This is a genomic window from Paraburkholderia sp. D1E, from assembly GCF_052682275.1.
Map to the genome: position 1 here is coordinate 6,946,173 of NZ_JBQYMB010000001.1, position 24,197 is coordinate 6,970,369.

Below are 24,197 nucleotides of genomic sequence, written 5' to 3' on the forward strand. Positions count from 1 at the left end.
AAACAAGCCTGGCGGATGAACCAGGCCAATGGCCCGGACAAGCAGGCAATGCACAAAGCCGCTGCAGAAGCGGCAGTTTTCTCACGGAGTAGAAGCAATGCAGAACAGAGTCGTACTCGTCACTGGCGCGGCGCGCGGTCTCGGCGCCGCGATTGCCGCGCGCTTTCATGCCGCGGGTTATGCGGTAGCCATCGGCGACATTGCATTCGATGCCGCACAAGCCCTCGCCCGCGAACTGAGCGCCGACGGTTCGAGCGCCTTCGCGCTGAATCTCGACGTCACCTCGAAAACCGCGTTCGAATCGGCACGCGATGCGATCCTGCAACGCTGGGGCCACATCGACGCGTTGATCAACAATGCGGGTGCATCCAAAGTCGTCCCCGTGATGGAGATCACCGCCGAACAATTCGATCAGGTAATCAACGTGAATCTGCGCAGCGTGCTGTTCGGCTGTCAGGTGTTCGGCCAGCATTTCGCCGACGCCGGCGTTGGCCGCATCGTCAACATCGCCTCGCTGGCGGGACAGAACGGCGGGTCGGCCACCGGGGCGCACTATGCGGCAGCCAAAGGCGGCATCATCACGTTGACCAAGGTGTTCGCGCGCGACCTCGGTGCCGCGGGCGTGACCGTCAACGCAATTTCGCCCGGGCCGATGGACCTGCCGATCGTGCACGAGAGCGTCGCGGCCGACAAACTGAAGGCGGTGATCGCCAACATTCCGGTGGGACGTCTGGGCTCAGCGGACTATGTTGCGGATGTCGCGGTGATGCTGGCCGCTGAGAACGCTTACTTTGCCAACGGCGCGTGCTGGGATGTGAACGGCGGCCTGTTCATGCGTTAAATGCCCGGCGCGTTCGCGGTGAGTTGCATTCGTGGCATACGCCAACGTTCACGCTCACACAGGGGTGTGCCTCAACGAGGCGCGCCGCTCACGGCCGCCTCCTGCTCCCACACCGCCATTACGTCGCGCACCAGCATCGCGATGGACGCCGCGCCGAGCTTGTCCTTGATGCTCGCACGATGCACGTCAACGGTCTTCACACTGATCGACAGATCGGAAGCGATACGCTTGCTGCCCTTGCCGTCGATTACGCCGCGCAGCACTTCTTTCTCGCGTGCCGTCAACGACGCGAGGCGCTTGCGCAACTCGCGCTGTTTCTGATTGGTGGCGTGACGAAGCGTCGCGAGTTTCAAGGCACGCTGCACGCGATCGAGCATCTGCTGCGAGTTATAGGGTTTCTCGACAAAATCGATCGCGCCGTTCTGCAAAGCACGCACCGACATCGGAATGTCGCCGTGACCACTGACGAAAATGATCGGCAGCGTTGCATCTTGACGGTTCAACTCCGCTTGCACATCAAAGCCACTTTGCTCCGGCATGCGCACATCGAGCACGAGACATGCGGGTACGCCGGGATCAAAAGCGCTGAGAAATTCCCTGGCATTGGCAAAGCCCGCCGACTTCACGCCGACCGATTCGAGCAACCATGCGAGCGACGTACGCATGCCATTGTCGTCATCGACGATGTAGACGATCGGTGCGAGAGGTGGAGCGGACTGAGGCTGCTGGGACATGGCGTAGGTGGAACGGTTCGGGAAGTGTGCGATTCGAAGCGTTTTGCCGGCTCATGATAACCAGTGAAAAAAACGCTGCAAAGCGATAGTTACCCTGTGACGCAGATAAAAGCCGCTCAGGCGCTCACTCTATGCAGACGTGCATAGGGGAAAGCTTTAGACGAGTCGGGAAAGATGCCCCCACGCGCACCGCTCGCGCTGATTTTTTTCCGTACGTGGATTGATTACGCTTGAATCCAGCCCCCTACCGCGCCCAGAGGAACCCAGAACATGAAGCCGAACCCACACGCGACGCAATCGACCACCGTCGCTGACACCGACCTCGCAGCAAAACAGCAATTCCGTCAGGCCATGGCGCATTTATCCGCGGCCGTGAACGTCATCACGACCGCCGGTCCGCACGGACGCTGCGGCGTCACCGCGAGCGCCGTGTGCTCTGTTACCGATACGCCGCCCACGCTGCTCGTCTGCCTGAACCGTTCGAGTGCAATGCACGCCACCTTCGAACGCAACCGGCATGTTTGCATCAACGTGCTGCCTGGTGAGCACGAATTGCTCGCGCGCCATTTCGCGGGCATGACGCAGGTGCCGATGGAAGAACGCTTTGGCTGGCCAATCTGGGACGACGGCGCGCATGACGTACCGGTCTTGCGCGACGCACTCGCGAGTCTGCAGGGCGAGATCGTCGATCTGAAGGAAGTGGGTTCGCACTCGGTAATGTTCGTCAAAATCACCGGCATCAGCGTGCGTGCGGACGGTGACGGGTTGATCTATTTCGATCGCAATTTTCACCGTGTCAAACGCTCTGCATCGCATTGATGCGCGACAGTAGCAATTGAATTCGGCCGCGGCCCGTGGCTCGCTTAAATCACGCCCGCGCTATGGATATCGAACTGAAACTGCGGCACGGCCGCAACGGCTTCGACAAAGCAGTCGATCAGATAATCGCAGGCCGACGTATTCAATGCATCGCGCCGCGAGATGATGCCTACCGACACGCGCGGCAACGGTTCACGCACCGGCACCGAAACGATTCGTTCACGAATCCAGTCCGTTTCCAGAAAACTCTTCGGACAGCATGACAGCAGATTGCTGCTCACAGTCAACGAAAAACTCGCACTGAACGAACTGCACTCCACGACCACATTCGGCGCGCTTGCCCCATGCTGCACGAAAAAATCCTGAAGCGACTGGCCGATGCTTTCGGGCGTGGTGTTCAGCATCCACTCCACGCCTTCGAGATCCGCGATCGATTCAGCATTCGCCAGCGGGTGCCCTCTGCGAGCGGAAATGATCAACTCGCCTTCGAGCAAGGAGCGGAACATGAATTCCGGCGCGAGCTTCTTTTCATCGACGATCGCGATCACGAAGTCCAGCGAGCCATCGCGCAGCCGGGCCAACGCCGCTGTCAGGAAACCCTCCTGAACCGAGAGCCGCGTCTTCGGCATGCGTTGCCGGAACGAGTGAATGGCGCGCGACAGAAACTTCAGCGACACCAGCGGTGTGACCGCACACGACACCGTCCCACCCGCCTGACCGGATAGATGGACCACGTCGTCTTTCGCGTGCTGCATCTCCGCAAGAATGAGCCTCGCGCGCGCACACACGGCCTGGCCGTACTGCGTGAGTTGCGCGCCACGCGCGCTGCGCGACACCAGTGGCACGCCCAACTCCTGTTCGAGCTCACGAATCGCCTTGGTCAACGCGGGCTGGGACAGACACACCGTTTTGGCTGCGGCGCGAATGCTGCCGTGCTGGGCAATCGCCACTAAAGCGCGCAACTGGTTGTATTTCACGGGTAAGCGGTCGGATAAACGGTTAGGGAACGAGGGACAACGGTCGGCGTCAGGAAGCGGTTGGCGGCTTGAATCGATGGTACACCGCGAGAAAAACCGAGGCCATGCTCCCAAATACCCATTGCCGTGCGGCCTGCATGAGTCCTGCTTCAGCCCGAACCCCCAGCCCAGCCGGGCGCGATAACCCAGCGTTATCACAATAAGAAAAAGCAAATCCAGAACGCTTTTTTGACTCCCTAGACTTTTCCTGTCGTCGTCATTGAAGGCGCTCTGCCCGATCAAAGCGCTCGAACCGATATTGAAGCACTGTCGAAACGATATCGAAGCATCACGGATTGATTCACCTCCAGAGGGATCCCGTTCATGAAGTCACCTTCACTCAGTTCTTCGCTCAACGATGTCAGTCAAAGCGCGCGGCATGGCGTATCGACTCGCGGGCTGATCGTCGCGACGACGATCGGCAACGCGTTCGAATTCTTCGATCTCACGGTCTACAGCTTCTTTGCCGTGCTGCTCGGCAAGCTGTTCTTCCCGCTCGCTTCGTCGCAACAGCAACTCTTACTCTCGGTGGGCACGTTCGGCATCGGCTTTATCGCACGACCGCTTGGCGGTGTGCTGTTCGGGGTGCTGGCGGACCGCTTCGGCCGCATCACCGCGATGAATCTCACGCTCGTGACAATGGCGGTCGGCACCGGCCTGATTGGCGTGATGCCCACCTACGCACAAATCGGCATCGCGGCGCCGCTCGCGATCGTCGCCGCGCGTCTGCTGCAAGGTTTTTCCGCGGGCGGCGAAGTCGGCGTCGCGACCACGCTGCTCGCGGAACGCGCCTCTTCAGCGCGACGCGGCTACATCACGAGCTGGCAGTTCGCGAGCCAGGGGGCGGCCGCGCTGGCAGGCTCACTGGTTGGTTTCCTTCTCTCGCATTACCTCGACAAAGCTTCGCTCGAAGCCTGGGGATGGCGTATTCCGTTTCTTGCAGGCGTGCTGATCGCGCCGCTCGGCCTTTATCTGCGTTCGCGTCTAGACGACGAAGCGGATACGCCTGCCGACGCCGTGGCCGATTCCACAGGCGTGCTGAAGACTGTTCTCCAACGTGACTGGCGCCTTGTCCTGGTGGCCCTTTTTCTGGTGGTTGGCGGCACGTCGGCGCATTTCATCGTGATCTATTACATGTCGACGTATGCGATCAAGGTGCTGCATCTGCCGATGGATGCCGCACTCTGGTGCGGGATTCTCGCCGGTGCGGTGATGCTGGTGATGTCTCCGGTGGGCGGCATCTGGTCCGACACGTTCGGCCGCAAACGCGTCGCCTTCATCTCGCGCGTGCTGCTGACCGTGCTCATTCTGCCAGGCTTCTATCTGATCCAGCATTCGCCTTCGATCAGCACTTTATATCTGGTGATCTGTGCGCTCGCAGCGCTGCATTCCATCAACGCGGGCGCGACCGGTTCGATGCTGCCGGAGATGTTCCCGCGCGGCACGCGTGCAACCGGACTTTCCATTGCCTATGCAGCGGGCGTGTCGATCTTCGGCGGCTTTGCGCAATTCATCGTGACGTGGCTGATTCAGGCGACCGGGAATCCGGCCGCACCCGCCTGGTACGTGATCGTTTGCGGGGTGCTCTCGCTGGTCGCGCTCCTGTTCGTGGTCGACCGCACACGTCAAGACATCTAGGGCGCCACACACGCGTCATTCACTCTCCCATACCGCGAAATTCTCATGTCAGACACTCTTCATGCCGATATACCGCTCGCTGCGAGCAGCGAACTTTGTGACCTGTCCGCCGTTACGTTGCTCGATCTGCAGCGCAAGAAGGAAGTGAGCGCCGTCGAAATTCTGAATGCGCACCTCTCACGTATCGAGGCCGTCAACCCGCAAGTCAACGCACTGGTGACGATCGCCGACGAATCCGGTTTGCGCAGCCGTGCCGCTGAAATCGATGCGCAATGGGCACGCGGCGTCTGGCAAGGTCCCCTGCACGGCCTGCCCGTTTCGCAGAAGGACCTGACCGCGACGCGCGGCGTGCGCACTACGTTCGGCTCAAAGGCCTTCGAACATCACGTACCCGAGCACAGCGCACTGATCGCGCGCCGCTGTGACGCCGCGGGTGCGCTGATGATCGGTAAATCAAACACCCCTGAATTCGGCTCCGGTTCGCACACGTTCAACGACGTGTTTGGCGTGACACGCAATCCGTGGGATCTGAGCAAATCCGCTGGAGGAAGTAGCGGCGGCGCAGCGGCATCCGTTGCGTGTGGGATGAATCCACTCGCTTGTGGCAGCGACATGGGTGGCTCGCTGCGCAATCCGGCCGCGTGGAATGCAGTGGTCGGTTTGCGTCCGTCGCCGGGACGTGTGCCGCGCGCGCCGGATTCGAACGGCTGGGCGACGCTCGGTGTCGATGGCCCGATGGCGCGCGATGTCGCCGATACCGCTTTGCTGCTCAGCGCGATCTCCGGACCCTCCGGCGAAACCGCGACCGAAATCAGCGAACCAGGCTCGCGCTTCGCACAACCGTTGCAGCGCGACTTTCGCGGCACGCGCATCGCCATGTCGGTCCAGCTTGCCGGTCTTGCTGTCGATCCCGAGATTCAGCGGGCCGTGCAGGCCCAGGCCACCGTATTCGAGTCGATGGGTTGCGAAGTGGAATTCGCCGACCCCGATCTCGGCGATGCCGAGGACGTGTTTCGCATTGAGCGTGCATGGATGATCGGCAGCCTGGTTGATCGGCTCGATGCCGGGGCACGCGCACAACTGAAGCCGGAAATCGAAGCGGAGTGCCGTCTGCATCGCTCTTTGTCCGCCTCGGACCTGGGCGATATGTTCGTACGCAAAACGGCGTTGTTCGAGCGGATGCGCCGCTTCATGGACAATCACGCGTACTACGTGCTGCCCGCCACGCAGATGCTGCCCTTCGACGCCGATCTGCGCTGGCCCACTGAATTTATGGGCATGCGCTACGACTCGTACATCGACTGGATGCGCATCTGCTGGTATCTGTCTTCCACTGAATCGCCTGTGCTCGCTTTGCCGTGCGGTTTTAGCGCGTCCGGCTTGCCGATCGGCTTGCAGATCGCCGGACGCTTTCGCGACGACTGGGGTCTGCTGCAATTCGGCCACGCCTATGAGGCTGCTGCGGCGCACAGCACGATACGTCCGCCGCTTATTACCGGGCGCTAAACACCGCTAATTCCGAGGTTCTTCCAGTAGCCGGTTTCGCCGCTGGCTGCTTGCAGACAAGCAACGCGTGGCTCGCGGGAGCGAACACGTCCGTCACTTTTCGCACTTTCTCTAACTTGAGCGTCAGACCACATGAAAAAAACGCTACTGGCAGTATGTCTCGCCGCACCCCTTCCGGCCGTGGTGCATGCACAGAGTGCCGTCACGCTATACGGCATTATCGATGAAGGTTTGAGTTACACCAGCAATGCGGCGACGGTCAACGCCAACGGCAGCGTCTCCGGCCATAGCGCGGTTCGCCTGTTGAGCGGCGTGATGCAGCAAAGCCGTTGGGGCATGCGCGGCGCGGAGGATCTCGGCGGCGGCATGAAGGCGATCTTCATGCTGGAGAACGGCTTTGACGCAAGCACCGGCAAGCTCGGCCAGGGCGGTTTGTTATTTGGCAAGAAGGCGTGGGTCGGTTTGTCGGGACCTCTCGGCACGGTGACGCTCGGCCGTCAGTACGACACGAACGTCGACATCCTCGGCCCGTTTGAGGTTGGTGATCAATGGGGCGGCTATATGGCGGCGCATCCTGGCGATCTCGACAACATCAACAACACCAACTCGACGAACAACGCGATCAAGTTCACCAGCAACACGTATGGTGGTTTGACGGTGGAAGGCATGTATAGCCTGGGCGGCGTCGCGGGCAATTTTTCCCGCAACCGGATCTGGTCGGTGTCGGCTGGGTATGTGAATGGGCCGTTGGCACTTGGCGTGGGTTATCTCGATGTCGCCAATCCGAATACGTCGTTCTTTGGCAGTACCGGTAGTCCTGCTGCCAGTGTGAATGGCGTGCCGGGCAGCAACATGGTGTCACCTGTGTATTCCGGGTATGCGTCAGCGAAATCATTACATGTGATTGGTGCTGGGGCGTCCTATCTTTTCGGGGCGGCGACGTTTGGTGGGACTTATTCGAATACGAGTTTTCGTGATCTTGGCGATCTTTCTTCGGGGCCGAATCCGGGCGGGCTGAGCGGCAATGCTACGTTGAATAATGCGGAGGTGAACTTCAAGTATCAGATCACACCTGATTTGCTGTGTGGCGTGGCGTATGACTATACGAAGGGGAGTTCGGTTAAGGGCATGACAGGGGCGATCTATCAGCAGGTCGCTTCTGGGATCGACTACTTCGTGTCGAAGCGTACCGATGTGTATCTGATTGGGATTTATCAGAAAGCTTCTGGAACGGATTCGACGGGGAAGCAGGCCGTAGCCGCCATTAATGGGCCTTCTGCGTCGGCCGATGATAAGCAGGCTGTTGTGAGGGTTGGGATGCGGCATAAGTTTTGATTTTGTTTTTTTGCCTGCGCGGCGCTTGTCTGTGTTTTTGTGTTTTTGTGTTTTTGTGTTTTTGGCCTTTCTTGATCTGGTTTTTTGGCCTTTCCTTGAATTGATATTGGATTATTAGCGTCGCCCCTGCGCGGGGCAGGCACTGATGAGCGCTTTGTCACTACGGCTGAAGGTGCGAGAACACCGATTCCAGATGCGCCACTACCCCCTCCAAGCCAGGGGACCCGCTTATGAGCTAGCGGTTTGAGCTGCTTTCTTTTGCCTACTTTTCTTTGCAGCCGGTGTGTGTCAAGGTAGTTGTCGCATGAACCGTTACGCTGCGTGCTTATACATTTTGGCCGACGCGTGAGTTCGCTCCGGGTTCAGATAGACCGAGTCTGCCAGGTGCCAGTTGCGGATGGCACCTGACCAGCGTGCGGGGTTCTGCCTGCGCGCGTCTTCGTACAGCGCACACCGGCGGGCCAGCAGATCGTTGGCTTCGCCGCGATGCCGTTGCCCCGGACTGACATACTTCAGGCCGCTGTGACAGTGCTCTTCGTTGTACCACTGGACGAAGCGCTGCACCCATGCGCGGACCGCCTCCAGCGTGTCGAACGGCTGCTCAGGCCATAACGGGCAGTACTTGGCCGTACGGAACAGTGACTCGGCAAAGGCGTTGTCGTTGCTCACACGCGGCCGGCTGAACGAAGGCTGCACGCCCAGATCGATCATGGCCGCGCGCATCGTGGCGCCTTTCATTGCACTGCCGTTATCCGAGTGCAGCACCAGCGGACGCCCGGCGATACCTTCACGCAAACATCCCTTGTTCAGCAACTCGCTCGCGTGCTCAGCCGACTCCTGCTCCCACACCTCGTTCATCACCAGTTTGCGGCTGTAGATGTCCTTCATCATGTACCAGTAAAAGTACCGGCCCCTGACCGTGCCCGGCATCCACGTGATATCCCAGCACCACACCTGGTTCGGACCATCGGCACAATGCGTCGTAAGCGTGCGTCGTTGCGGGGCTCGCGCGCGGCCCCGGCGCTGGCCCTGTCCCGCCGCCTTCAGGATCCGGTAGAACGTCGATTCGCAAGCCAGATAAATCCCTTCATCCGCCAGCTTCGGCACGATCTGGTGCGGCGTCAGACTCGCGTAGCCCGGACGGTTGGCCGCATCGAGCACGGCCTGACGTTCTGCCTCACTCAGCCTGTTGGGCGGCGCTGCACGCTTCACCTGAGCGCGCCCGTCCTGCGGCGACAGGCGCCAGCGCTGGACGCTGCGCACGCTGAGTCCCAACTGCTCGCATGCACGCGCACGGCGTGCCCCCTGCTGTACGGCTTCATCGATCAGCTGCATGGCTTCTTCACGATCCGGGCGGCTGATCAGTCGTCCTCTTCCTTGCCCCAGATCGCTTCGGCTTTTTTTCGCAGGTTCAGCAATGCCGCCGCCTCCGCACGGGCCGCGTCAGCGCGTTTGAGCTGGCGCTCCAGTTCACGGATGCGCTTTTGCGCAGCCTTCGCCTCGTTGCGCCGGGCCGCCGTGGGCTTCGTTTCAGGCACCGCGTTGGCCTGCTCGCACGCCTCGCGCCACTGCCGGATCTGCTCCGGATAAATGCCTTTACTGCGGCAGTATTGTGAGGTCTCGATCTCGTTGAGCGACGCCGTCTCCAGCACCGCCCTGAACTTCCCGGCGCTTGACCACTGATCGCCCGTTTTGCCATTGCCCGGCATGAATTTCCCTGTATCTCTTGCATGCTGCCGCCAGGTCCGCAGCGTCACCGTGGTGATGCCCGTCGCCCCCGCCAGCTCGATGACCGCACGATTGAACGGCGGCATCATCTGCTGGATTACCCACTCCCGGGTTTCCGCTGAATAGCGTTTCATCTTCCATTCGCTGCCCGCCCCCCATCTTTACATCAATCGGTTCGGGTGAGGCGACAACTAGCCTGACATGGAGGGCAGCGGGCAAAGAAAAGTAGGTGCCTGCCCCGCACAGGGGCGACGCTAATAATCCAATATCAATTCAAGGAAAGGCCAAAAAACCAGATCAAGAAAGGCCAAAACCACAAAAACACAGACAAGCGCCGCGCAGGCAAAAAAAACAAACTACTTCACATCAAACACATAATCGCCATGCGTGCGATGCCCATCAGAGGCCACGGCCACCCAGTGCACGGTGTAGTGCCCCGCCACGAGCGCCGGCAACGGCACAGTCATCAGCGCCGTCTGATGCCCATCCACCACGGATTTCTCCGTGTTAACCTGCTTGCCGCTCGCGTCGGTAACCGTCAGCGAACTGAACGACGGCTCGAGCGGCCCGTCGAACATCACGCGGACCTGTGCGGGCGACGCCACCGTCGCGCCCGCCCCCGGCTCCTGTTTCTGCGGAAATACATGGGCGAAAACGGCGCTCGCGAACACGAGCCCGGCAATCAGCAACGGCACCTTCGCTGCTGTGCGCAGCCAGTCATATCGATCGTTTTTCATCGTTTGCTCCTGCATTACAGTATTGCTGCGTTACTGGAAGAGAGGTTTGCCGATCGTGGTCGGCGCGACGTCGTCGAAGAAGATGTGGGCCTGAACCAGAATGCCCACGTGCGAGCCGCTCGCGTGGTTGATCGGAATTTGCGCTTCAACCCCGAACTGGCCATAGCGGTTGATCCAGATGAAGCCCGGATTGACCGTGCCGGTTGTCTGTCCCTGGCTTCTCGATAGCGGCACTTCCACCAGCGGAATGACGTTCGCCAAAGGCTGCGGTAGACCGATGTCGTGCACGTGCTGCTGCAGATACGGCAGGCTGTATTGCACCGTGAAACCGTAGTTGAACGCGTTCGGCTGCCCCGCCCCTGTTGTCAGCGCCGGGCCCGCTTCACCCGTGATCGCAATCGGCCGCAAAAAGCCAAGCGATGCGGGAAGATCGCCCATGCCCTTGCCGGCGTAGATCGTCGGCGAGATCGTCGAAAAGTTGTCCGCGATCGCGCGGCTTCCCGTACCACCGAGTTCGGCGTTTACTCCGACGGAGGCCATGAACTCGTGTTCATCGTTGACGTACAGCAGGTACTTCAAACCAACGCCGAAGTTGTCGAAGCCGTGCGCCTTTGGGTTGTTTTGCATCGCATAGGTGCCGTCCACCGACACCGCCAGCCGCGGCGTGATCAGCTTGTCGTACTCGAAGTCGAAGGTATTGATGCTTTGATCGCCGGTATCGCCCGGCACACGCTGGTGACCGTATTCGAAGTTGGCTTCGTCGCCGACACCGGGATCGTCGACGGCCATCGTCGAGGGAAAGACGCGATTACCCGCAATCGCGTGAGCACCGGCGAGTGAAGGAGCGAAGAGAAATGCGCTGGCGGCAGTCGCGACGAGCGACGCCACGCGCAGCGGTATCGCGCTGCGCGTTGCTTGGGTTTGCATGGTTTCATCCTGTTCATAGATCGTGACTGTGCCGGTGCGCGCGTCTACAGACAGACGTGCGGCGGCACCGCGATACGGTCATGGCATCGCGCCGGTATGACTCGAATCAGGAGGCGAACGGAGGGGCGCGAGGCTGCGCGAAGGTGAGTGGCTCGACGCGGCGAACGCTCGCGAAGCGGGTGGCGACGGTATGCCGAAGGGCGCGGACGGTGACGGAGAACAGCGCCTCGACGCTCGGCACCACGGGCATGTGGGCGAGCAGACTGCAATAGCCGCAGGCGTCGCCGTCGGACGTAGCGGAGTGTTGGGTGTGTTTGCTGCCGGTGTCGTCCGATGCCTGATCCTGCATGGAGGGCATGGAAGATGTCGACGACATCGAGGATGTAGCATCCATCTCCGACATGGACGCCATCGACGGCATCGAGCAATGCCCGGCTTCCATTCCGGTTTCACCGCCGTTGCGTGCGGCGAGCGAATGCGAGATCGCCGGCGCGAGTGTGGCCATCAGGATCGCAAACAATCCCAGCCAACTACCGATCTTCCGATGGAAACGACTCAAGATGCGCCCGGCGACACGTTTAGATGCTGTCGTGGATTATGCCACGGCCTCTCGTGTGTCCTGATCGGTAACGCGTTGCTTATGCCGGACATTTCACCTGCGTTCCGCGCGCGCATCGGTTGCGGCGCTGCAGCGCTACGGCATAGTCATGGCGGAATTTCATTCGTCGCCCGATGGTCCGGCGGCTACCCGCGGTCAATAGAGCAAACTGCCAACGGCAAATCCGCTGCCGACGGTAGACAATGCTTCATCCCGGCTATCCGCACGGAGTATCCATGAAAGCGCATCGCACGCGTCCTCCGCACTTTCCCGGCGATGATTCGCATGCGGAGTGGCGCGATCACACCTTGCCTTACGCCATCGTGGCCGCGCTGTTCGTGCTGATGATCACGCTGATCGTCTGGCTGGTCGATCCGGCGCCGCCGAAGACCATCACGATCAGCGCAGGCCCTCACGACAGTTCGTTCCTTGTCGCCGCAGATCAGTACAAGAAGATCCTCGCCCGCAACGGCATCACGCTGAAGGTGCTGGAATCCGATGGCTCCGTGCAGAATCTGCAGCGTCTGCTGGACCCGAAACAGCATGTCGATCTCGCGCTCGTGCAAGGCGGCGTGGCCGACGGTCTCGATACATCGTCCCTGATGTCGCTCGGCAGCGTTTTCTATATCCCGGTGGTGGTGTTCTACCGCGGCACGGGCGTCAGCGCGCTTTCAGAACTGGAAGGCAAACGGATTGCAATCGGCCGCGAAGGCAGCGGCACGCGCCTGCTGGCGCTCAAACTGCTGGAAGCAAACGGCATTGAACCGGGCGGCAACACGGTGCTGGTCCCGAGCGATGGCATGCAGGCCGCCACGCAACTCGTGGCGGGCGACGTCGACGCGGCGATCCTGAACGGCGACTCCGCCACGCGCGGCTTGATGCTGCGGCTCCTGAAAGTGCCCGGCATCTCCGTGATGAATTTCGACGAAGCCAGCGCCTATACGCGCCTCTTTCCCTATCTCAACGAGATCGACCTGCCGCCCGGCGTGCTTGACCTCAGGCGCAGAATTCCGCCCGACACCATCCATCTGATCAGCCCGACGGTCGAACTTGTGGCACGGACAAATCTGCACCCGGCCATTTCCGACTTATTGATCGAGGCCGCGCAGGAGGTGCACGGCACGGCGGGGCTGTTGCAGCACGCGGGGGAATTCCCGAGTCCAGTCGCCCATGAATATCAGATCAGCGAAGACGCACAGCGCTACTACAAGACCGGCAAGAGTTTTCTATACCGCGCGCTGCCGTTCTGGCTCGCGAGCATCGGCGATCGCACGCTCGTTCTGCTGCTGCCGATGGCGGTGCTGCTGTTTCCGACGATGCGGCTGATTCCGGCACTGTACCGATGGCGCGTGCGCTCGCGCATCTATCGCTATTACGGTGCTTTGATTGCGATTGAACGCGGGGCATTCGCCGACTCGACCGACGAGGAGCGCAAGCGGCTGTTCGCGAAGCTCGATCAAATCGAGGCGTCGCTTAACCGCTTGCGCATGCCGCTTGCATACGCCGACGCGTTCTATGTGCTGCGCGAGCACGTCGGCTTCGTACGCGGCCGGCTGGCCGCGGCGCAAGGCAGCCGCCCCTAGACGGGGCGGCGGGCTTCTTTATGCTTCGGCGGTGGCCGACGGTGCTGCCGGCGGCATGGTCGATTCGGCGGCCGGAGTTTCCGTCGAGGTGGTCTGCGGCTGGCTGAGCGCGTCAGCTTGCGGGGCGGCCGCTGCTTGCCCGGCTGCGTCACCCGGAGCAACTTCAGCGCCCGCGGCATGGGCTGACGCATCAGCCGACGCAGCGGCTGCTTTCGCCGCGCCTCTGCCTGCGCGATGCGCCTGCAGACGCTGCGCGCCGGCCGCTTCCTGCGCCGTGACCTTGCCTGTTTCGCCGCCCGTGACATCCACGCGCGCGGCGCCTTCGACCAGGCATTTCCAGTAGCGGCTACCGCGGCACCACGTCTTGATCGCGTCGCGCAATTCGGCTTCGCTCAGCGACAGCTCCTTCGCGTGAACCACGAGGTCCTCGAAGATGCCGACCTTGAGCGGCAGCTTGGGCGCCGGATTCTTCGGAAACGCGTTCGGGAAGCGCTTTTGCAGCTTACCGATCGATTTCACTACCGGGTCCACAGGCCTTGCATCAGCCGCGGGCCTTGCGTCGGCGGCAGGCTTCGCGTCTGCCCTGGAAGCGGCACGGCGCGGCGGCGACGGCTTGCGGGCAGGCTTCGCGCCGGGCTGGGCGACGGGCTTGGCCGCAGGTGCAGCTTCGGCACGTGCCGCAGCCAGTTGCTTCTTCAATTCAGCGAGTTGTTCGAAACCCATAGCGCAAAATCAATCGAGAAAGACAAGATTGTAGCAGCGTGTTGAAACGTACTCGTGACAGGGGTGATGCGGTGCATGTTCAGGTTGGTTAGCGTTCCGCTGTGGCTCAGAAGAAATCAAGGAAAGACCAACACCAAAAGCACACAGAAAAACGCGCCAAGCCGACAAACAACCAAGCGCCGCGCAGGCAAAAAATCACCTCTTGACATCAACAGACACCCCACCCCCACCCGCCGCCAGGCCAAAAACCGAAACACACAACCCACCCCGCCCCTCATTATTCCGCAAGGAAACCCCCAACTGATGCCGCGCGGCGATCCGCGACACAATCGCCAGTCCAAGCCCGCTACCGTCGCCCTGCGCCTCTTCCCCCCGATAAAACCGATCGAAAACCCGCTCGATTTCAGCTTCCGGTATCCCGGACCCACTATCCACGACATCAAACCCCACCCGCTCACCGGACCGCTTCAGAATCACATCCACGCGCCCACCCCGCGGCGTGTGCCGAATCGCGTTGTTGATCAGGTTCCCGAGCAACACACTCATCCCATGCGGCTCAGCCAGCACCGTGTAAGGGTCGTAGCCCGCGCTCGCGTTTTCGCACTCGAGCCCGAGATCGATCTCCCTCGTCTCTGCGAGCAGCGAAAGATCCCCCACCGCCTGTTCGCCGATCCGGCGCAAACTCACCGGCACCATCGACGTCACGGGATGCGCATCCTCACGCGCCAGCGTCAGCAACTGCTGCACCAGGTGAATGATCCGGTTGACCCGCTCCTCCACGCGCTCCAGCGCTTGTCCCTCGCCCTTTAACGACCCATCGCGGGAAGCCGCCTGCAGTTGCAGCTTCAGCGCGGCAAGCGGCGAACGCAACTCATGCGCGGCATCGGCGATAAAGGTGCGCTGCGCCTGCGAAGCAACGTTCAATCGTTGCAACAGGTCGTTGAGCGCTTCGACCAGCGGCTTGATTTCGACCGGCACGCTGCCATCCAGGCGCAATGGCTCCAGCGAATCGATCGAACGGGTCGTCAGCGCGCGCGTCAGGCCGCCGATCGGCGCCAGCCCCCTTGCCACCACCAGCAGCACCAGCACGATCGTCACCGGCACCAGCACGCCGAGCGGCCACAGCGTATGCAGCGCCAGTTGTAGCGCAAGGTCTTCGCGCACGGAGATCGGCTGCGCAACCTGGATATAGCGGTCCGGCTGCTCCAAACCGAACGCGCGCCAGTGATTCTCGCCGCGCTCGATCGTGCTGAAACCCGCCGGCAAACGCGAGAATACCGGTGCCTGCCTCGAGTGATAGATAAGATTGCCGGACCGGTCCCAGATTTCGATCACGATCCGGTCGTCGGCCAGATCGCCCAGATCAGGATTGCGATGCTCGCCGTCGCTCGAACCGGCCAGATTCGATGGCAACGACAGCGCTACCGTGCGCAGTTCGTAGTCAAACAGCTCGCCCGCCTCTTCGCGCGCGGTGTGAAAGATGCCGTAGCCGGCCACGCCCGACGCCGCGGCCAGCCCGAAAATCAGCCAGCCCAGCAGCCAGCGGCGAATCGACGTCATCAGCACCTCTTCAGACGGTAGCCCACGCCGCGCACCGTCACCACCTCGTCCGCGCCGATCTTGCGCCGCAAGCTATGCACGTGCACTTCGATCGTGTTGCTACCCACCTCCTCGCCCCAGCCGTAGAGCTTCTCTTCCAGCTCTGGCTTGGTGAACACGCGCGTGGGCTCTTCGATCAACGCCTGCAGCAAGGCGAACTCGCGCGGCACGAGCGGCAGCACATCGCCGCCTTTGGTGACTTCATGCGCCGCGGGATCGAGTGTGAGCTCGCCGTGCGCATAGATGGGTTGCTTCTGGCCGGTGCGCCGCCGCAACAGCGCGCGCACCCGCGCGGCCAGCTCGTCGAGGTCGAATGGTTTGATCAGGTAATCGTCGGCGCCCGCATCGAGGCCGCGAATCCGTTCGTCGACCGCGTCGCGCGCGGTCAGGATGATCACCGGCGCGGCGCCCCCGCTCTTGCGGTAGGCATTGAGCACGTCGATACCGTCCTTCTTCGGCAAGCCGAGATCGAGCAGCACGAGGTCGTACACGCCGTTGCCCAGCGACAGTTCCGCCGCACGGCCGTCTTCGGCCCAGTCGATCGCGTAGCCCGAGCGGCGCATCGCGCCCAACACCGTCTCCGCAATCATGTCGTCGTCTTCGACCAGTAGCAGACGCATGGCCTCTCCTCCCTCCAGTTTGCCCGCATTGTCCAGCCAGTTAGCTTAAGGCTTCCTTATGTGGTCCTTATGGGACCCTTAGGCGACGCTGAAGGGAGGCTTATGGGACGCTTAAATTTCGGTTAAGCGTTTCTTAAGCTCCCCATCAGCAGAATCGGCACCTGTTCTGCGACATCCGTTCGCGGTTGTCTCAACTTCGTTCAGGAGCCGGATTTTGCCCGTTTTCAACGCCGCCGCAGCGGTCATTTCAGCGGCTACCTCAGCAGCGAACCGGCCTGCCGGACTGGCCGCCTCATTCGCCGTCAGATCGCCAGTCACCCCGGAAGCGAGGCGACCGCCGGGGCTGGCCGCCGCGCTCACCGCTAAATCACCGGCCGCCTTCGCCGCACGGTTGCGCATACTCGTGCCCGTCTGCGCAATGCTGCTAGGCGGCTGCACGTGGTATCACCGCGAGCCGCTTGCGCCGCAGGATACATCCACCTCCGCCCGCTCGCTCGAACGCATCCAGATCGATCCGTCGACCATGCCGCTGCCCGAACTGGCCGCACATCGCTTCGATCCGTCCGATGGGCTCGACATCGACGAAGTCGCGATGCTGGCCGTCGCGAACAATCCCGATCTGAAGCTGACCCGCGACGATCTCGGCATTGCCCACGCGCAAGCTTATTCCGCAGGGTTGCTGCCCGACCCGCAACTGAGCGTATCAAGCGACTACCCAGGCGCGGCCGGCGCCACGCGCGCGTTCAATTATGGCCTGAGCATCGACGTGATGGCGATCGTGCTGCGCAGTGCGAATAAGCAATCCGCTGACGCGACCGTAGCCAAAACCGATCTTGGCCTGCTGTGGCAGGAATGGCAGATCGTCGTAGAGGCGCGGCAGTTGTTCATCAAGACGCGCTTTCAGCAGGACACGCTGCCGCTGCTGCAACAGCAGCGCGACCTCGCGCGCACGCGCTACGAGCGCATGGCCGACGCGCACCGCGAAGGCAATCTGACCGACGACACGCTGACGGCCGCGCTGACCGCATACAGCGATGCACGCAAGCAATACACGGACGCCGAACGGGCAGCGGAACAGACCCATCACGATCTGAACGCGCTACTCGGCCTCTCCCCCGAAGTACAACTGCAACTCACCGGCAACGAAGACACAACCGGGCTGCCCGACACCACGCTCGATGCCGCGCTCGCCAAACTCGCGCAGCGCCGTCCGGATCTGATCGCACTGCAAGCGGGTTATGAAGCGCAGGAACAGAAATACCGCGCGGCGATCCTCAGTCAGTTCCCGAGCCTGTCAGTAGGTTTCGTGCGTGCGCGAGACACCTCGAACATCTACACCAGCGGCTTCCAGATCAATCTGAGCCTGCCGATCTTCAACCGCAATCAAGGCAACGTCGCGATCGAAAAAGCGACGCGTCAGCGCCTGCGTGACGAATATCAGTCACGCCTCAATCAGGCTTATGCCGATGTCGCCCATATGCGTGCGGACAGCGTAATTCTCACGCGACAGTTGCAGCAGACCCAAGCCGCGCTGCCCGATGTCGATCTCGCCGCCCAACACGCGGCTGCGGCCTACGCGCAACACAATCTCGTACTCGGCGCCTACACCGATGCACAAAGCGCCGCGCTTACCAAACGCGTCGACGTCGCCACACTACGCGAATCGCTCGCCGAACAGCGCGTCGGCCTGCAAGCACTGCTGGGCAGCGCGATTCCAGACGCCTTTTCCTCCGCTCAGACCTTCACCGAAACTCATGCGAAATAGCCCACTCCCGACGCGGTGGCCGCACATCGCCTCCTATGCGATTTCCCTTGTCTGCGTCGCGCTAATAAGCGCTGGCATCCATGCGGCCAATGCAGCCGGCGCAACCAGTGCGCTCGCCGGCGTCGATGCGGCAGACCCATCCGTCGTATCCGTGCAGACCGTACGGGTGCAGCGCGCCGTCATCGCGCAACCGGTACGTGCGTATGGCATCGTCGCGGCGTCCGCGTCGAACCTGACCACGGTTAATCTGCCGTACGTTGCGCGTATCGTGCAGATGCGCGTGCAAGCCGGCCAGAGCGTGACGCGCGGCACGCCGCTCTTCGTTGTGCAAGCCGACCCCGCCGCAGTGCTCGCCGCCACTCAGGCAAAAAGCGCCGTGACGCTGGCGCAAGGCGAGCTCGCGCGCACGCAATCGCTGTACGACAAAGGGCTTGCCACGCAATCGCAGCTCGCCACGGCACGCAAGGCCGCCGAGGACGCGCAGCAGGCGCTCGCCGCGCAGAACCAGACGGGTGTCGCGAGCGGCAATAAGGTCATCGCGGCGCAGATCGACGGCGTGGTTTTGCAAGTATCGGCGGCACAGGGCGATCAGGTGCAGCCCGGCGCCGCAATCCTGCAACTGGCTGGCGGTAACGGCAAGGACGCGCGCGCGAACGTCATGCTCGGCGTCGAACCGTCGGATGTCCCCGCTATCCATGCGGGCGACACGGTCACCCTTCACGGCCTGTCCACTTCGCTCGCGAAGGCCGCGGCGGAGGGCCGTGTGGTGCTGGTCGGCGCGTCGGTCGATCAACAGAGCCAGCTCGTCAACGTCGGCGCGAACGTCCCGCTCGGACAGAGCGCGTTCATTCCGGGCACGCGTGTCAGCGCCGATATCGCAACGCGCAGCGGCACGCATTGGGTCGTGCCGCGTGCTGCCGTGCTGAAAGACGACAAAGGCGCATACGTGTTCCAGATCACGCCGCAAAACAAGGCGCGCCGCGTGGCAGTGGTCACGCAGGTAGAAAACGGCGACCGCTATGGCGTGGACGGCCCGATCGACGGCACACAAGGCCTCGTCGTCAGCGGCAACTATGAGTTGAAGGACGGCATGGCGGTGCGGGCTGGCGGAGGCGCGCCGCGATGAATTTCGGTCAATGGATGCAGAAGCACCGGCGCTCGTTGCTGTTCGTGATCGCGTTGCTGGCGATCGCGGGCGCATTGACCGCGTTTCGCCTGCCGATCTCCCTGTTCCCGAACGTCGCGTTTCCGCGCGCCGTTGTCTCGCTCGACGCGGGCGACCGTCCTGCCGAACAAATGGCGACGCTCGTCACAATGCCCGTCGAAGAAGCATTGCGGCGCGTGCCGAACGTACGCGACGTCGAATCGACCACGAGCCGCGGATCGGCGGAGATCTCGATCAATTTCGACTGGGGCACCGACATGGCGCAAGCCACGTTGCAAGCCCAATCGGCAATCAGCGAGATCCTAGCGACGCTTCCGCAAGGCACCTCGATGCAGGTGCGGCGCATGGACCCGACCGTGTTCCCGGTGCTCGCGTATAGCCTGACGTCGAAACAGCAGTCGCTGTCGGCGCTGCGCGATCTTGCACAGTTCCAGATGCGCCCGTTGCTGTCGTCAGTGGAAGGTGTGGCGCGCGTCGAAGTGACAGGTGGTGCGCAGGATGAATTCGAAGTCGCGATCGATCCGGCTCGCCTCGCCGCCTACAAGCTCTCGCTTTCCGATGTGTCGAAAGCGATCGGCGCGAGCAACGTGCTGATGGCTACCGGCCGTATCGAGGATCACGACAAGTTGTACCTCGTGATCGCCAACAGCACGATCACGCGACTCGACGAACTGCGCAACGTGGTGGTGTCGGCCAACGGCGCGACGCAAATCCGCCTCGGGGACATTGCGACAGTCCGTCAGGGCGTCGTGCCGCAATGGATGCGCGTCACTGCCGACGGCCAGGACGCCGTGCTGCTCAACGTCTACCAGCAACCTGGCGCGAACAGCGTGGCCATGGCCAAGGCAATCCGTGCGAAGCTCGCCGACTTCCAGCATCAGATGCCGACGGGCGTGCATCTCTCGAACTGGTACGACCAGAGTGAACTGGTGATCGCCTCGGCGACCAGCGTGCGCGATGCAATCATGATCGGTGTGGTGCTGGCCGCGTTCACCCTGTTTGCCTTCCTGCGCAACTGGAAAATCACTGCGATTGCGGTCGCGCTGGTGCCGGTCGTGATGGCCGCGACGATTCTGCTGCTCGACGTGTTCGGCATGGGCTTCAACATCATGACGCTCGGCGGGATGGCCGCCGCGGTCGGCCTCGTGATCGACGACGCCATCGTAATGATCGAACACATCGTGCGACGCATGCGCGAAGGCGGCGCGCACCAGTTTCATGGCCGCGTGATGGCGGCGGCTCTCGAATTCACGCGGCCGCTTGCCGGTTCGTCGGCCGCGACGCTGATCATTTTCGTGCCGCTCGCGTTTCTGTCCGGCGTGACGGGCGCGTTCTTCAAGGCGCTTTCGGTGACGATGGCAAGCGCCCTGTTCATTTCGTTTCTCGTCACCTGGCTCGCGGTGCCGATTCTGTGCGACCGCTGGCTAAAACCGAAGGACGCCGAAGAGCATCAGGAAACTCGCTTCGCTTCATGGATGACCCGGCGCTACGGTTTTCTGATCGAACGCGTGACGGCACGGCCGATTCTCGTGCTGCTCGGCCTGGTGCCCCTGATCGTGGTGGCCGCGTTCGCGTTCACGCGGGTGGGCAGCGGTTTCATGCCGAGCATGGACGAAGGCGGTTTCGTGCTCGACTATCACACCGATCCGGGCACATCCGTGACCGAAACCGACCGGCTGATGAAGCAGATCGAAGGCATCATCCGCGCGAATCCGAACGTTGCGACTTACTCGCGCCGCACCGGCGCCGGTCTCGGCGGCGATCTGAACGAGCCTAACAAGGGCGACTTCTTCGTAAGGCTGAAATCGAGTGGCCGCGAGCCGATCGAAACGGTGATGGAGGAGATTCGCTCGAAGATCGAGACACAGGTGCCGGGCGTGAATATCGAACTCGCGCAATTGATGGAAGACCTGATCGGCGATCTGACCGCGGTGCCGCAGCCGGTCCAGATCAAGATCTACTCTGACGACCAGAACACACTCGACACCACCGCACGCAAGGTCGCTGCGCAGATCGGCAAGATTCAGGGCGTGGTGGACGTGAACGACGGCATCAACCCTGCCGGTGACGCGCTCGAATTGCACATCCGGCCGGCGGCCGCGGCGGCCGAGGGCATGGACCCGCAGTCGATTGCCCAGGCGGTTTCCGACATGGTGGAAGGCAATGTAGCGACGCAATTCCAGACCGGGCCGAAGACGGTGGGCGTGCGGGTGCGCGTGGCTGGCGCACTGAAGCTAACCGATACGCAGCTGGGGCAATTGCAGATTCGCGCACCGGACGGCCATCTGTTCGCGCTGAATCGCGTCGCCGATCAGGTGACGGTGACCGGCCAGCCGGAAATCAGCCGCGACAACCTCAAACGGATGGTGGCCGTGACCGCGCGAATCGACGGCCGCGATCTCGGCTCGACAATCGCGGACGTACAGAAGGTGCTGAGCGACAGGAGCCTGTTGCCGACCGGCGTGTATTACGAGTTGGGTGGTTTGTACCAGCAACAGCAGATTGCCTTCAAGGGTTTGTTGAGCGTGTTCGGCGCCGCGATAGCGTTGGTGTTTGGGTTGCTGCTGTTTCTGTACGAGCGCTTTCGTGTGGCGCTTGCGGTGATGGCGATGCCATTGCTGGCGACCGGAGCGGTGTTTATTGGATTGTGGATTACCGGCATTGAGTTGAACATCTCCGCGATGATGGGGATGACGATGATTATCGGTATCGTGACCGAGGTGGCAATTTTTTATGTATCGGAGTTGCAGGGGCTGATTCGGGATGAAGGTGTTGGGTTTGAGGCCGCGCTGATCGCGGCCGGGCGGAATCGGTTGCGGCCGATTGCCATGACGACTATTGCGGCTATTCTGGCGTTGTTACCGCTGGCTTTTGCCCTTGGGCAAGGGTCGGCTATGCAGCAGCCTTTGGCGGTTGCCATTATTTCCGGGTTGATTGTGCAGTTGCCGTTGGTGTTGGTGTTGTTGCCTGTGGTGTTGAAGTTGTTGATGAGGGAGGTTATATAAAGTGGGTTTTTTTGCCTGCGCGGCGCTTGGTTGTTTGTCGGCTGCTGTGGGCTTTTCTTGATTTGTTTGCCTGCTTGGCGTGCTTTTCTGTGTGCTTTTGGTGTTGGCCTTTCCTTGATTACTTAGTGGTCTATTAGCGTTTGCCCCTGTGCGGGGCGGCACTTACTTTCTTTGCCGCCGCGTAACTATTCAGCGGTTGTAAACTGGAACCAGGCCATGCATAGTGAAGGACATGACGAAGATGCCCGACATCAAGGATCTGACGCCTGAACAGAAGGACGCACTGATCGTCGATCTTGTGAGGCGTCTGAACGAGCTTGAGGCGAAGCTTGAGAAGGACAGTCATAACTCCAGCAAGCCACCATCAAGCGACGGCCCGAAGCGCAAACCGAAGTCGTTGCGCGGCGTAAGCGGTGCACGCCCGGGAGCGCAGCCCGGTCATAAAGGCAAGACGCTAAAACGCGTGGCGCAACCCGATTACATTGAGATTCACCCGGTGGCGCGGGTGTGCGATGCATGCGGGGCACGGCTTGATTCCACACGGATCACCGTGGTGACTGAAGGACGTCAGGTGATCGATTTGCCGCCCACGCGTTTTGAGGTGACCGAACATCGCGTGCAGATCGCACAGTGTCGCTGCGGCAAACGTCATTCGGGCGTGTTTCCCGAAGGCGTAAGCCAGGCGGTGCAGTACGGTGCCCAGGTGCGCGCCGCGGCAGTCTATCTGACGCAGTACCAGCAACTGCCAGTGGGACGCACCGCTCAGGCGCTGACGGATCTGTTCGGTCTGCGTGTGAGTACCGGCACCGTGCAGCACAGCATTGATCAGGCAGCACATCTGCTGGCGCCCGCAGTTGAACAGATCAGCCAGGCACTGCATAAGCAGCCGGTCGTGCATTTCGATGAGAGCAGCATGCGCGTGGGACGTACGCCCCACTGGCTGCATACCGCGTCAACGCGCACGCTGAGCTGGTACGGTGCGCACCACAAGCGCGGTCGCGAGGCACTCGACAGTTTCGGCATTCTGCCTGGCTTCACGGGCATCGCGGTACATGACGGCTGGCGACCGTATGCCTACTATGACTGCGACCATGCGCTATGCAATGCCCACCATCTGCGCGAGTTGGTGTTTGTGCTGGAGTCCACCGGGCAGGCGTGGGCCCAGCAGATGATTGATCTGCTGTGTCAGGCCAAACGCGAGAGTGAGCTCAGTCTGGCCTGCGGCAACACGGCACTGAGTCGATCGCGCCAGCGCTATTACGCCAGGCGAAGTCGGGCGCTGATTGCTCTGGGAGACAGGCTTAATCCCCAGCAGGCGCGCGAGTCCAGGCGCAAGGAGCGGCGCGGCAAGATCAGGCAGAGCTTTGCCTACAATCTGCTGCGCCGCCTGCACACACAGACGCGCCAGGTATGGCGTTTTATTGCAGATCACCGTGTGCCGTTCGACAACAATCTGGCCGAGCGCGATATCCGCATGCCCAAACTCAAGCAGAAAATATCAGGGTGTTTCCGCTCTGTCTGCGGCATGGAGGCGTTCTGCACAATCCGCTCCTATCTCGCCACTTTGCGTAAGCAGAACCGCTCGCTGATCGATGCGCTGGCCTTGAGCTTTGCCGGTTTGGTCGTTTCGCCCCTGCCGGCCGCTGAATAGTTACGCCGCCGCAAAGAAAGATAAGCAAAGAAAGCGGCTCACCCCGCTAATTCTTAAGCGGGTCCCCCGCGCAGCCACGGTAGTGGTGCATCTGGAATCCGTGCTCTCGCACATTCGGCGTGGGTGACAAGGCAGTCATACTTCCGGCGGCGCTACGCGCGCCGACGCGCATTTCTTAAAACCGATTGCTGTGTTTTTGCACTCGCG

General features: G+C 61.6%; 18 protein-coding genes and 1 pseudogene. 10 read left to right on the plus strand and 9 right to left on the minus strand.

The genetic code is table 11. The features are described 5' to 3' along the window. The first annotated feature begins 97 nt into the window (after window positions 1-97). Complete coding sequence (locus ACUN0E_RS31290; protein ID WP_408230375.1) at window positions 98-841, plus strand: SDR family NAD(P)-dependent oxidoreductase; 744 nt, start codon at window positions 98-100, stop codon at window positions 839-841. Window positions 842-912: 71 nt separating this feature from the next. On the opposite strand, the gene ACUN0E_RS31295 is transcribed toward ACUN0E_RS31290, so the two are convergent. Further along, window positions 913-1,575: a response regulator transcription factor gene (locus ACUN0E_RS31295; protein WP_408338004.1), complete on the minus strand. Its 663-nt coding sequence runs from the start codon at window positions 1,573-1,575 to the stop codon at window positions 913-915. A 270-nt stretch (window positions 1,576-1,845) separates the two neighbouring features. On the opposite strand from ACUN0E_RS31295, the gene hpaC reads away from it, so the two are divergent. After that, entirely contained in the window at window positions 1,846-2,394 is a 549-nt protein-coding gene (gene hpaC, locus ACUN0E_RS31300) for a 4-hydroxyphenylacetate 3-monooxygenase, reductase component (protein ID WP_408389433.1), read from the plus strand. 44 nt (window positions 2,395-2,438) lie between these two features. Here hpaC and ACUN0E_RS31305 read toward each other — a convergent pair whose 3' ends face one another. Then, on the minus strand, window positions 2,439-3,371 hold the full coding sequence (locus ACUN0E_RS31305; RefSeq protein ID WP_445569016.1) for a LysR substrate-binding domain-containing protein: 933 nt from the start codon (window positions 3,369-3,371) through the stop codon (window positions 2,439-2,441). A gap of 363 nt (window positions 3,372-3,734) precedes the next feature. On the opposite strand from ACUN0E_RS31305, the gene ACUN0E_RS31310 reads away from it, so the two are divergent. From ACUN0E_RS31310 to ACUN0E_RS31320, 3 genes are all read left to right on the plus strand, one after another. Then, complete coding sequence (locus tag ACUN0E_RS31310; RefSeq protein ID WP_445569017.1) at window positions 3,735-5,048, plus strand: MFS transporter; 1,314 nt, start codon at window positions 3,735-3,737, stop codon at window positions 5,046-5,048. 45 nt (window positions 5,049-5,093) lie between these two features. Then, window positions 5,094-6,554 (plus strand): amidase family protein, encoded by a 1,461-nt coding sequence (locus ACUN0E_RS31315; RefSeq protein ID WP_445569018.1) that lies wholly within the window; start codon window positions 5,094-5,096, stop codon window positions 6,552-6,554. 132 nt (window positions 6,555-6,686) lie between these two features. Further along, on the plus strand, window positions 6,687-7,889 hold the full coding sequence (locus tag ACUN0E_RS31320) for a porin (protein WP_445569019.1): 1,203 nt from the start codon (window positions 6,687-6,689) through the stop codon (window positions 7,887-7,889). Between the two features lie 312 nt (window positions 7,890-8,201). On the opposite strand, the pseudogene ACUN0E_RS31325 reads toward ACUN0E_RS31320, so the two are convergent. From ACUN0E_RS31325 to ACUN0E_RS31340, 4 genes and pseudogenes are all read right to left on the minus strand, one after another. After that, window positions 8,202-9,751: pseudogene (locus tag ACUN0E_RS31325) on the minus strand (IS3 family transposase). A gap of 222 nt (window positions 9,752-9,973) precedes the next feature. Next, window positions 9,974-10,354, minus strand: coding sequence for a copper resistance CopC family protein (locus ACUN0E_RS31330; protein WP_445569020.1), 381 nt, complete (start codon window positions 10,352-10,354; stop codon window positions 9,974-9,976). 30 nt (window positions 10,355-10,384) lie between these two features. Then, the gene (locus ACUN0E_RS31335; RefSeq protein ID WP_445569021.1) at window positions 10,385-11,281 is read right to left on the minus strand and encodes a hypothetical protein; all 897 of its coding nucleotides are present in this window, start codon (window positions 11,279-11,281) and stop codon (window positions 10,385-10,387) included. Between the two features lie 106 nt (window positions 11,282-11,387). After that, on the minus strand, window positions 11,388-11,840 hold the full coding sequence (locus tag ACUN0E_RS31340; protein ID WP_445569022.1) for a DUF2946 domain-containing protein: 453 nt from the start codon (window positions 11,838-11,840) through the stop codon (window positions 11,388-11,390). A gap of 275 nt (window positions 11,841-12,115) precedes the next feature. Here ACUN0E_RS31340 and ACUN0E_RS31345 point away from each other — a divergent pair, with 275 nt between their 5' ends. Further along, window positions 12,116-13,462, plus strand: coding sequence for a TAXI family TRAP transporter solute-binding subunit (locus tag ACUN0E_RS31345; protein WP_445569023.1), 1,347 nt, complete (start codon window positions 12,116-12,118; stop codon window positions 13,460-13,462). Window positions 13,463-13,480: 18 nt separating this feature from the next. Here the strand turns inward: ACUN0E_RS31345 and ACUN0E_RS31350 are convergent, their stop codons facing one another. The 3 genes from ACUN0E_RS31350 to ACUN0E_RS31360 all read right to left on the minus strand — a co-directional run bounded on the left by ACUN0E_RS31350 (window position 13,481) and on the right by ACUN0E_RS31360 (window position 16,404). After that, complete coding sequence (locus ACUN0E_RS31350; protein ID WP_408241430.1) at window positions 13,481-14,185, minus strand: ProQ/FinO family protein; 705 nt, start codon at window positions 14,183-14,185, stop codon at window positions 13,481-13,483. 195 nt (window positions 14,186-14,380) lie between these two features. Continuing rightward, complete coding sequence (locus ACUN0E_RS31355; RefSeq protein WP_445569024.1) at window positions 14,381-15,745, minus strand: ATP-binding protein; 1,365 nt, start codon at window positions 15,743-15,745, stop codon at window positions 14,381-14,383. Continuing rightward, window positions 15,745-16,404: a response regulator gene (locus tag ACUN0E_RS31360; protein WP_408241424.1), complete on the minus strand. Its 660-nt coding sequence runs from the start codon at window positions 16,402-16,404 to the stop codon at window positions 15,745-15,747. The genes ACUN0E_RS31355 and ACUN0E_RS31360 overlap by 1 nt, the downstream gene beginning before the upstream one ends. 418 nt (window positions 16,405-16,822) lie before the next feature. Between ACUN0E_RS31360 and ACUN0E_RS31365 the strand changes: the two genes are divergently transcribed. From ACUN0E_RS31365 to tnpC, 4 genes are all read left to right on the plus strand, one after another. Then, a complete protein-coding gene (locus tag ACUN0E_RS31365; RefSeq protein WP_445570555.1) occupies window positions 16,823-18,169 on the plus strand; it encodes a TolC family protein in 1,347 nt (448 codons plus the stop codon). Beyond that, window positions 18,159-19,295 carry an efflux RND transporter periplasmic adaptor subunit gene (locus ACUN0E_RS31370; protein WP_445569025.1) on the plus strand — a complete coding sequence of 379 codons (1,137 nt, stop codon included), beginning with the start codon at window positions 18,159-18,161 and terminating at the stop codon, window positions 19,293-19,295. The genes ACUN0E_RS31365 and ACUN0E_RS31370 overlap by 11 nt, the downstream gene beginning before the upstream one ends. Then, window positions 19,292-22,339 (plus strand): efflux RND transporter permease subunit, encoded by a 3,048-nt coding sequence (locus ACUN0E_RS31375; RefSeq protein ID WP_445569026.1) that lies wholly within the window; start codon window positions 19,292-19,294, stop codon window positions 22,337-22,339. Before ACUN0E_RS31370 ends, ACUN0E_RS31375 begins: the two co-directional genes overlap by 4 nt. Window positions 22,340-22,571: 232 nt before the next feature. Beyond that, window positions 22,572-23,990 carry an IS66 family transposase gene (tnpC, locus tag ACUN0E_RS31380; protein ID WP_445567079.1) on the plus strand — a complete coding sequence of 473 codons (1,419 nt, stop codon included), beginning with the start codon at window positions 22,572-22,574 and terminating at the stop codon, window positions 23,988-23,990. The last annotated feature ends 207 nt before the right edge of the window (window positions 23,991-24,197 follow it).

Coding starts and splice junctions, on each gene's coding strand:
- ACUN0E_RS31335 (WP_445569021.1), bottom strand. CDS start 11,281: ATGCAAACCCAAGCAACGCGCAGCGCGATACCGCTGCGCGTGGCGTCG.
- ACUN0E_RS31295 (WP_408338004.1), bottom strand. CDS start 1,575: ATGTCCCAGCAGCCTCAGTCCGCTCCACCTCTCGCACCGATCGTCTAC.
- ACUN0E_RS31360 (WP_408241424.1), bottom strand. CDS start 16,404: ATGCGTCTGCTACTGGTCGAAGACGACGACATGATTGCGGAGACGGTG.
- ACUN0E_RS31315 (WP_445569018.1), top strand. CDS start 5,094: ATGTCAGACACTCTTCATGCCGATATACCGCTCGCTGCGAGCAGCGAA.
- ACUN0E_RS31355 (WP_445569024.1), bottom strand. CDS start 15,745: ATGACGTCGATTCGCCGCTGGCTGCTGGGCTGGCTGATTTTCGGGCTG.
- tnpC (WP_445567079.1), top strand. CDS start 22,572: ATGACGAAGATGCCCGACATCAAGGATCTGACGCCTGAACAGAAGGAC.
- hpaC (WP_408389433.1), top strand. CDS start 1,846: ATGAAGCCGAACCCACACGCGACGCAATCGACCACCGTCGCTGACACC.
- ACUN0E_RS31365 (WP_445570555.1), top strand. CDS start 16,823: ATGCTGCTAGGCGGCTGCACGTGGTATCACCGCGAGCCGCTTGCGCCG.
- ACUN0E_RS31350 (WP_408241430.1), bottom strand. CDS start 14,185: ATGGGTTTCGAACAACTCGCTGAATTGAAGAAGCAACTGGCTGCGGCA.
- ACUN0E_RS31345 (WP_445569023.1), top strand. CDS start 12,116: ATGAAAGCGCATCGCACGCGTCCTCCGCACTTTCCCGGCGATGATTCG.
- ACUN0E_RS31375 (WP_445569026.1), top strand. CDS start 19,292: ATGAATTTCGGTCAATGGATGCAGAAGCACCGGCGCTCGTTGCTGTTC.
- ACUN0E_RS31370 (WP_445569025.1), top strand. CDS start 18,159: ATGCGAAATAGCCCACTCCCGACGCGGTGGCCGCACATCGCCTCCTAT.
- ACUN0E_RS31320 (WP_445569019.1), top strand. CDS start 6,687: ATGAAAAAAACGCTACTGGCAGTATGTCTCGCCGCACCCCTTCCGGCC.
- ACUN0E_RS31290 (WP_408230375.1), top strand. CDS start 98: ATGCAGAACAGAGTCGTACTCGTCACTGGCGCGGCGCGCGGTCTCGGC.
- ACUN0E_RS31310 (WP_445569017.1), top strand. CDS start 3,735: ATGAAGTCACCTTCACTCAGTTCTTCGCTCAACGATGTCAGTCAAAGC.
- ACUN0E_RS31330 (WP_445569020.1), bottom strand. CDS start 10,354: ATGAAAAACGATCGATATGACTGGCTGCGCACAGCAGCGAAGGTGCCG.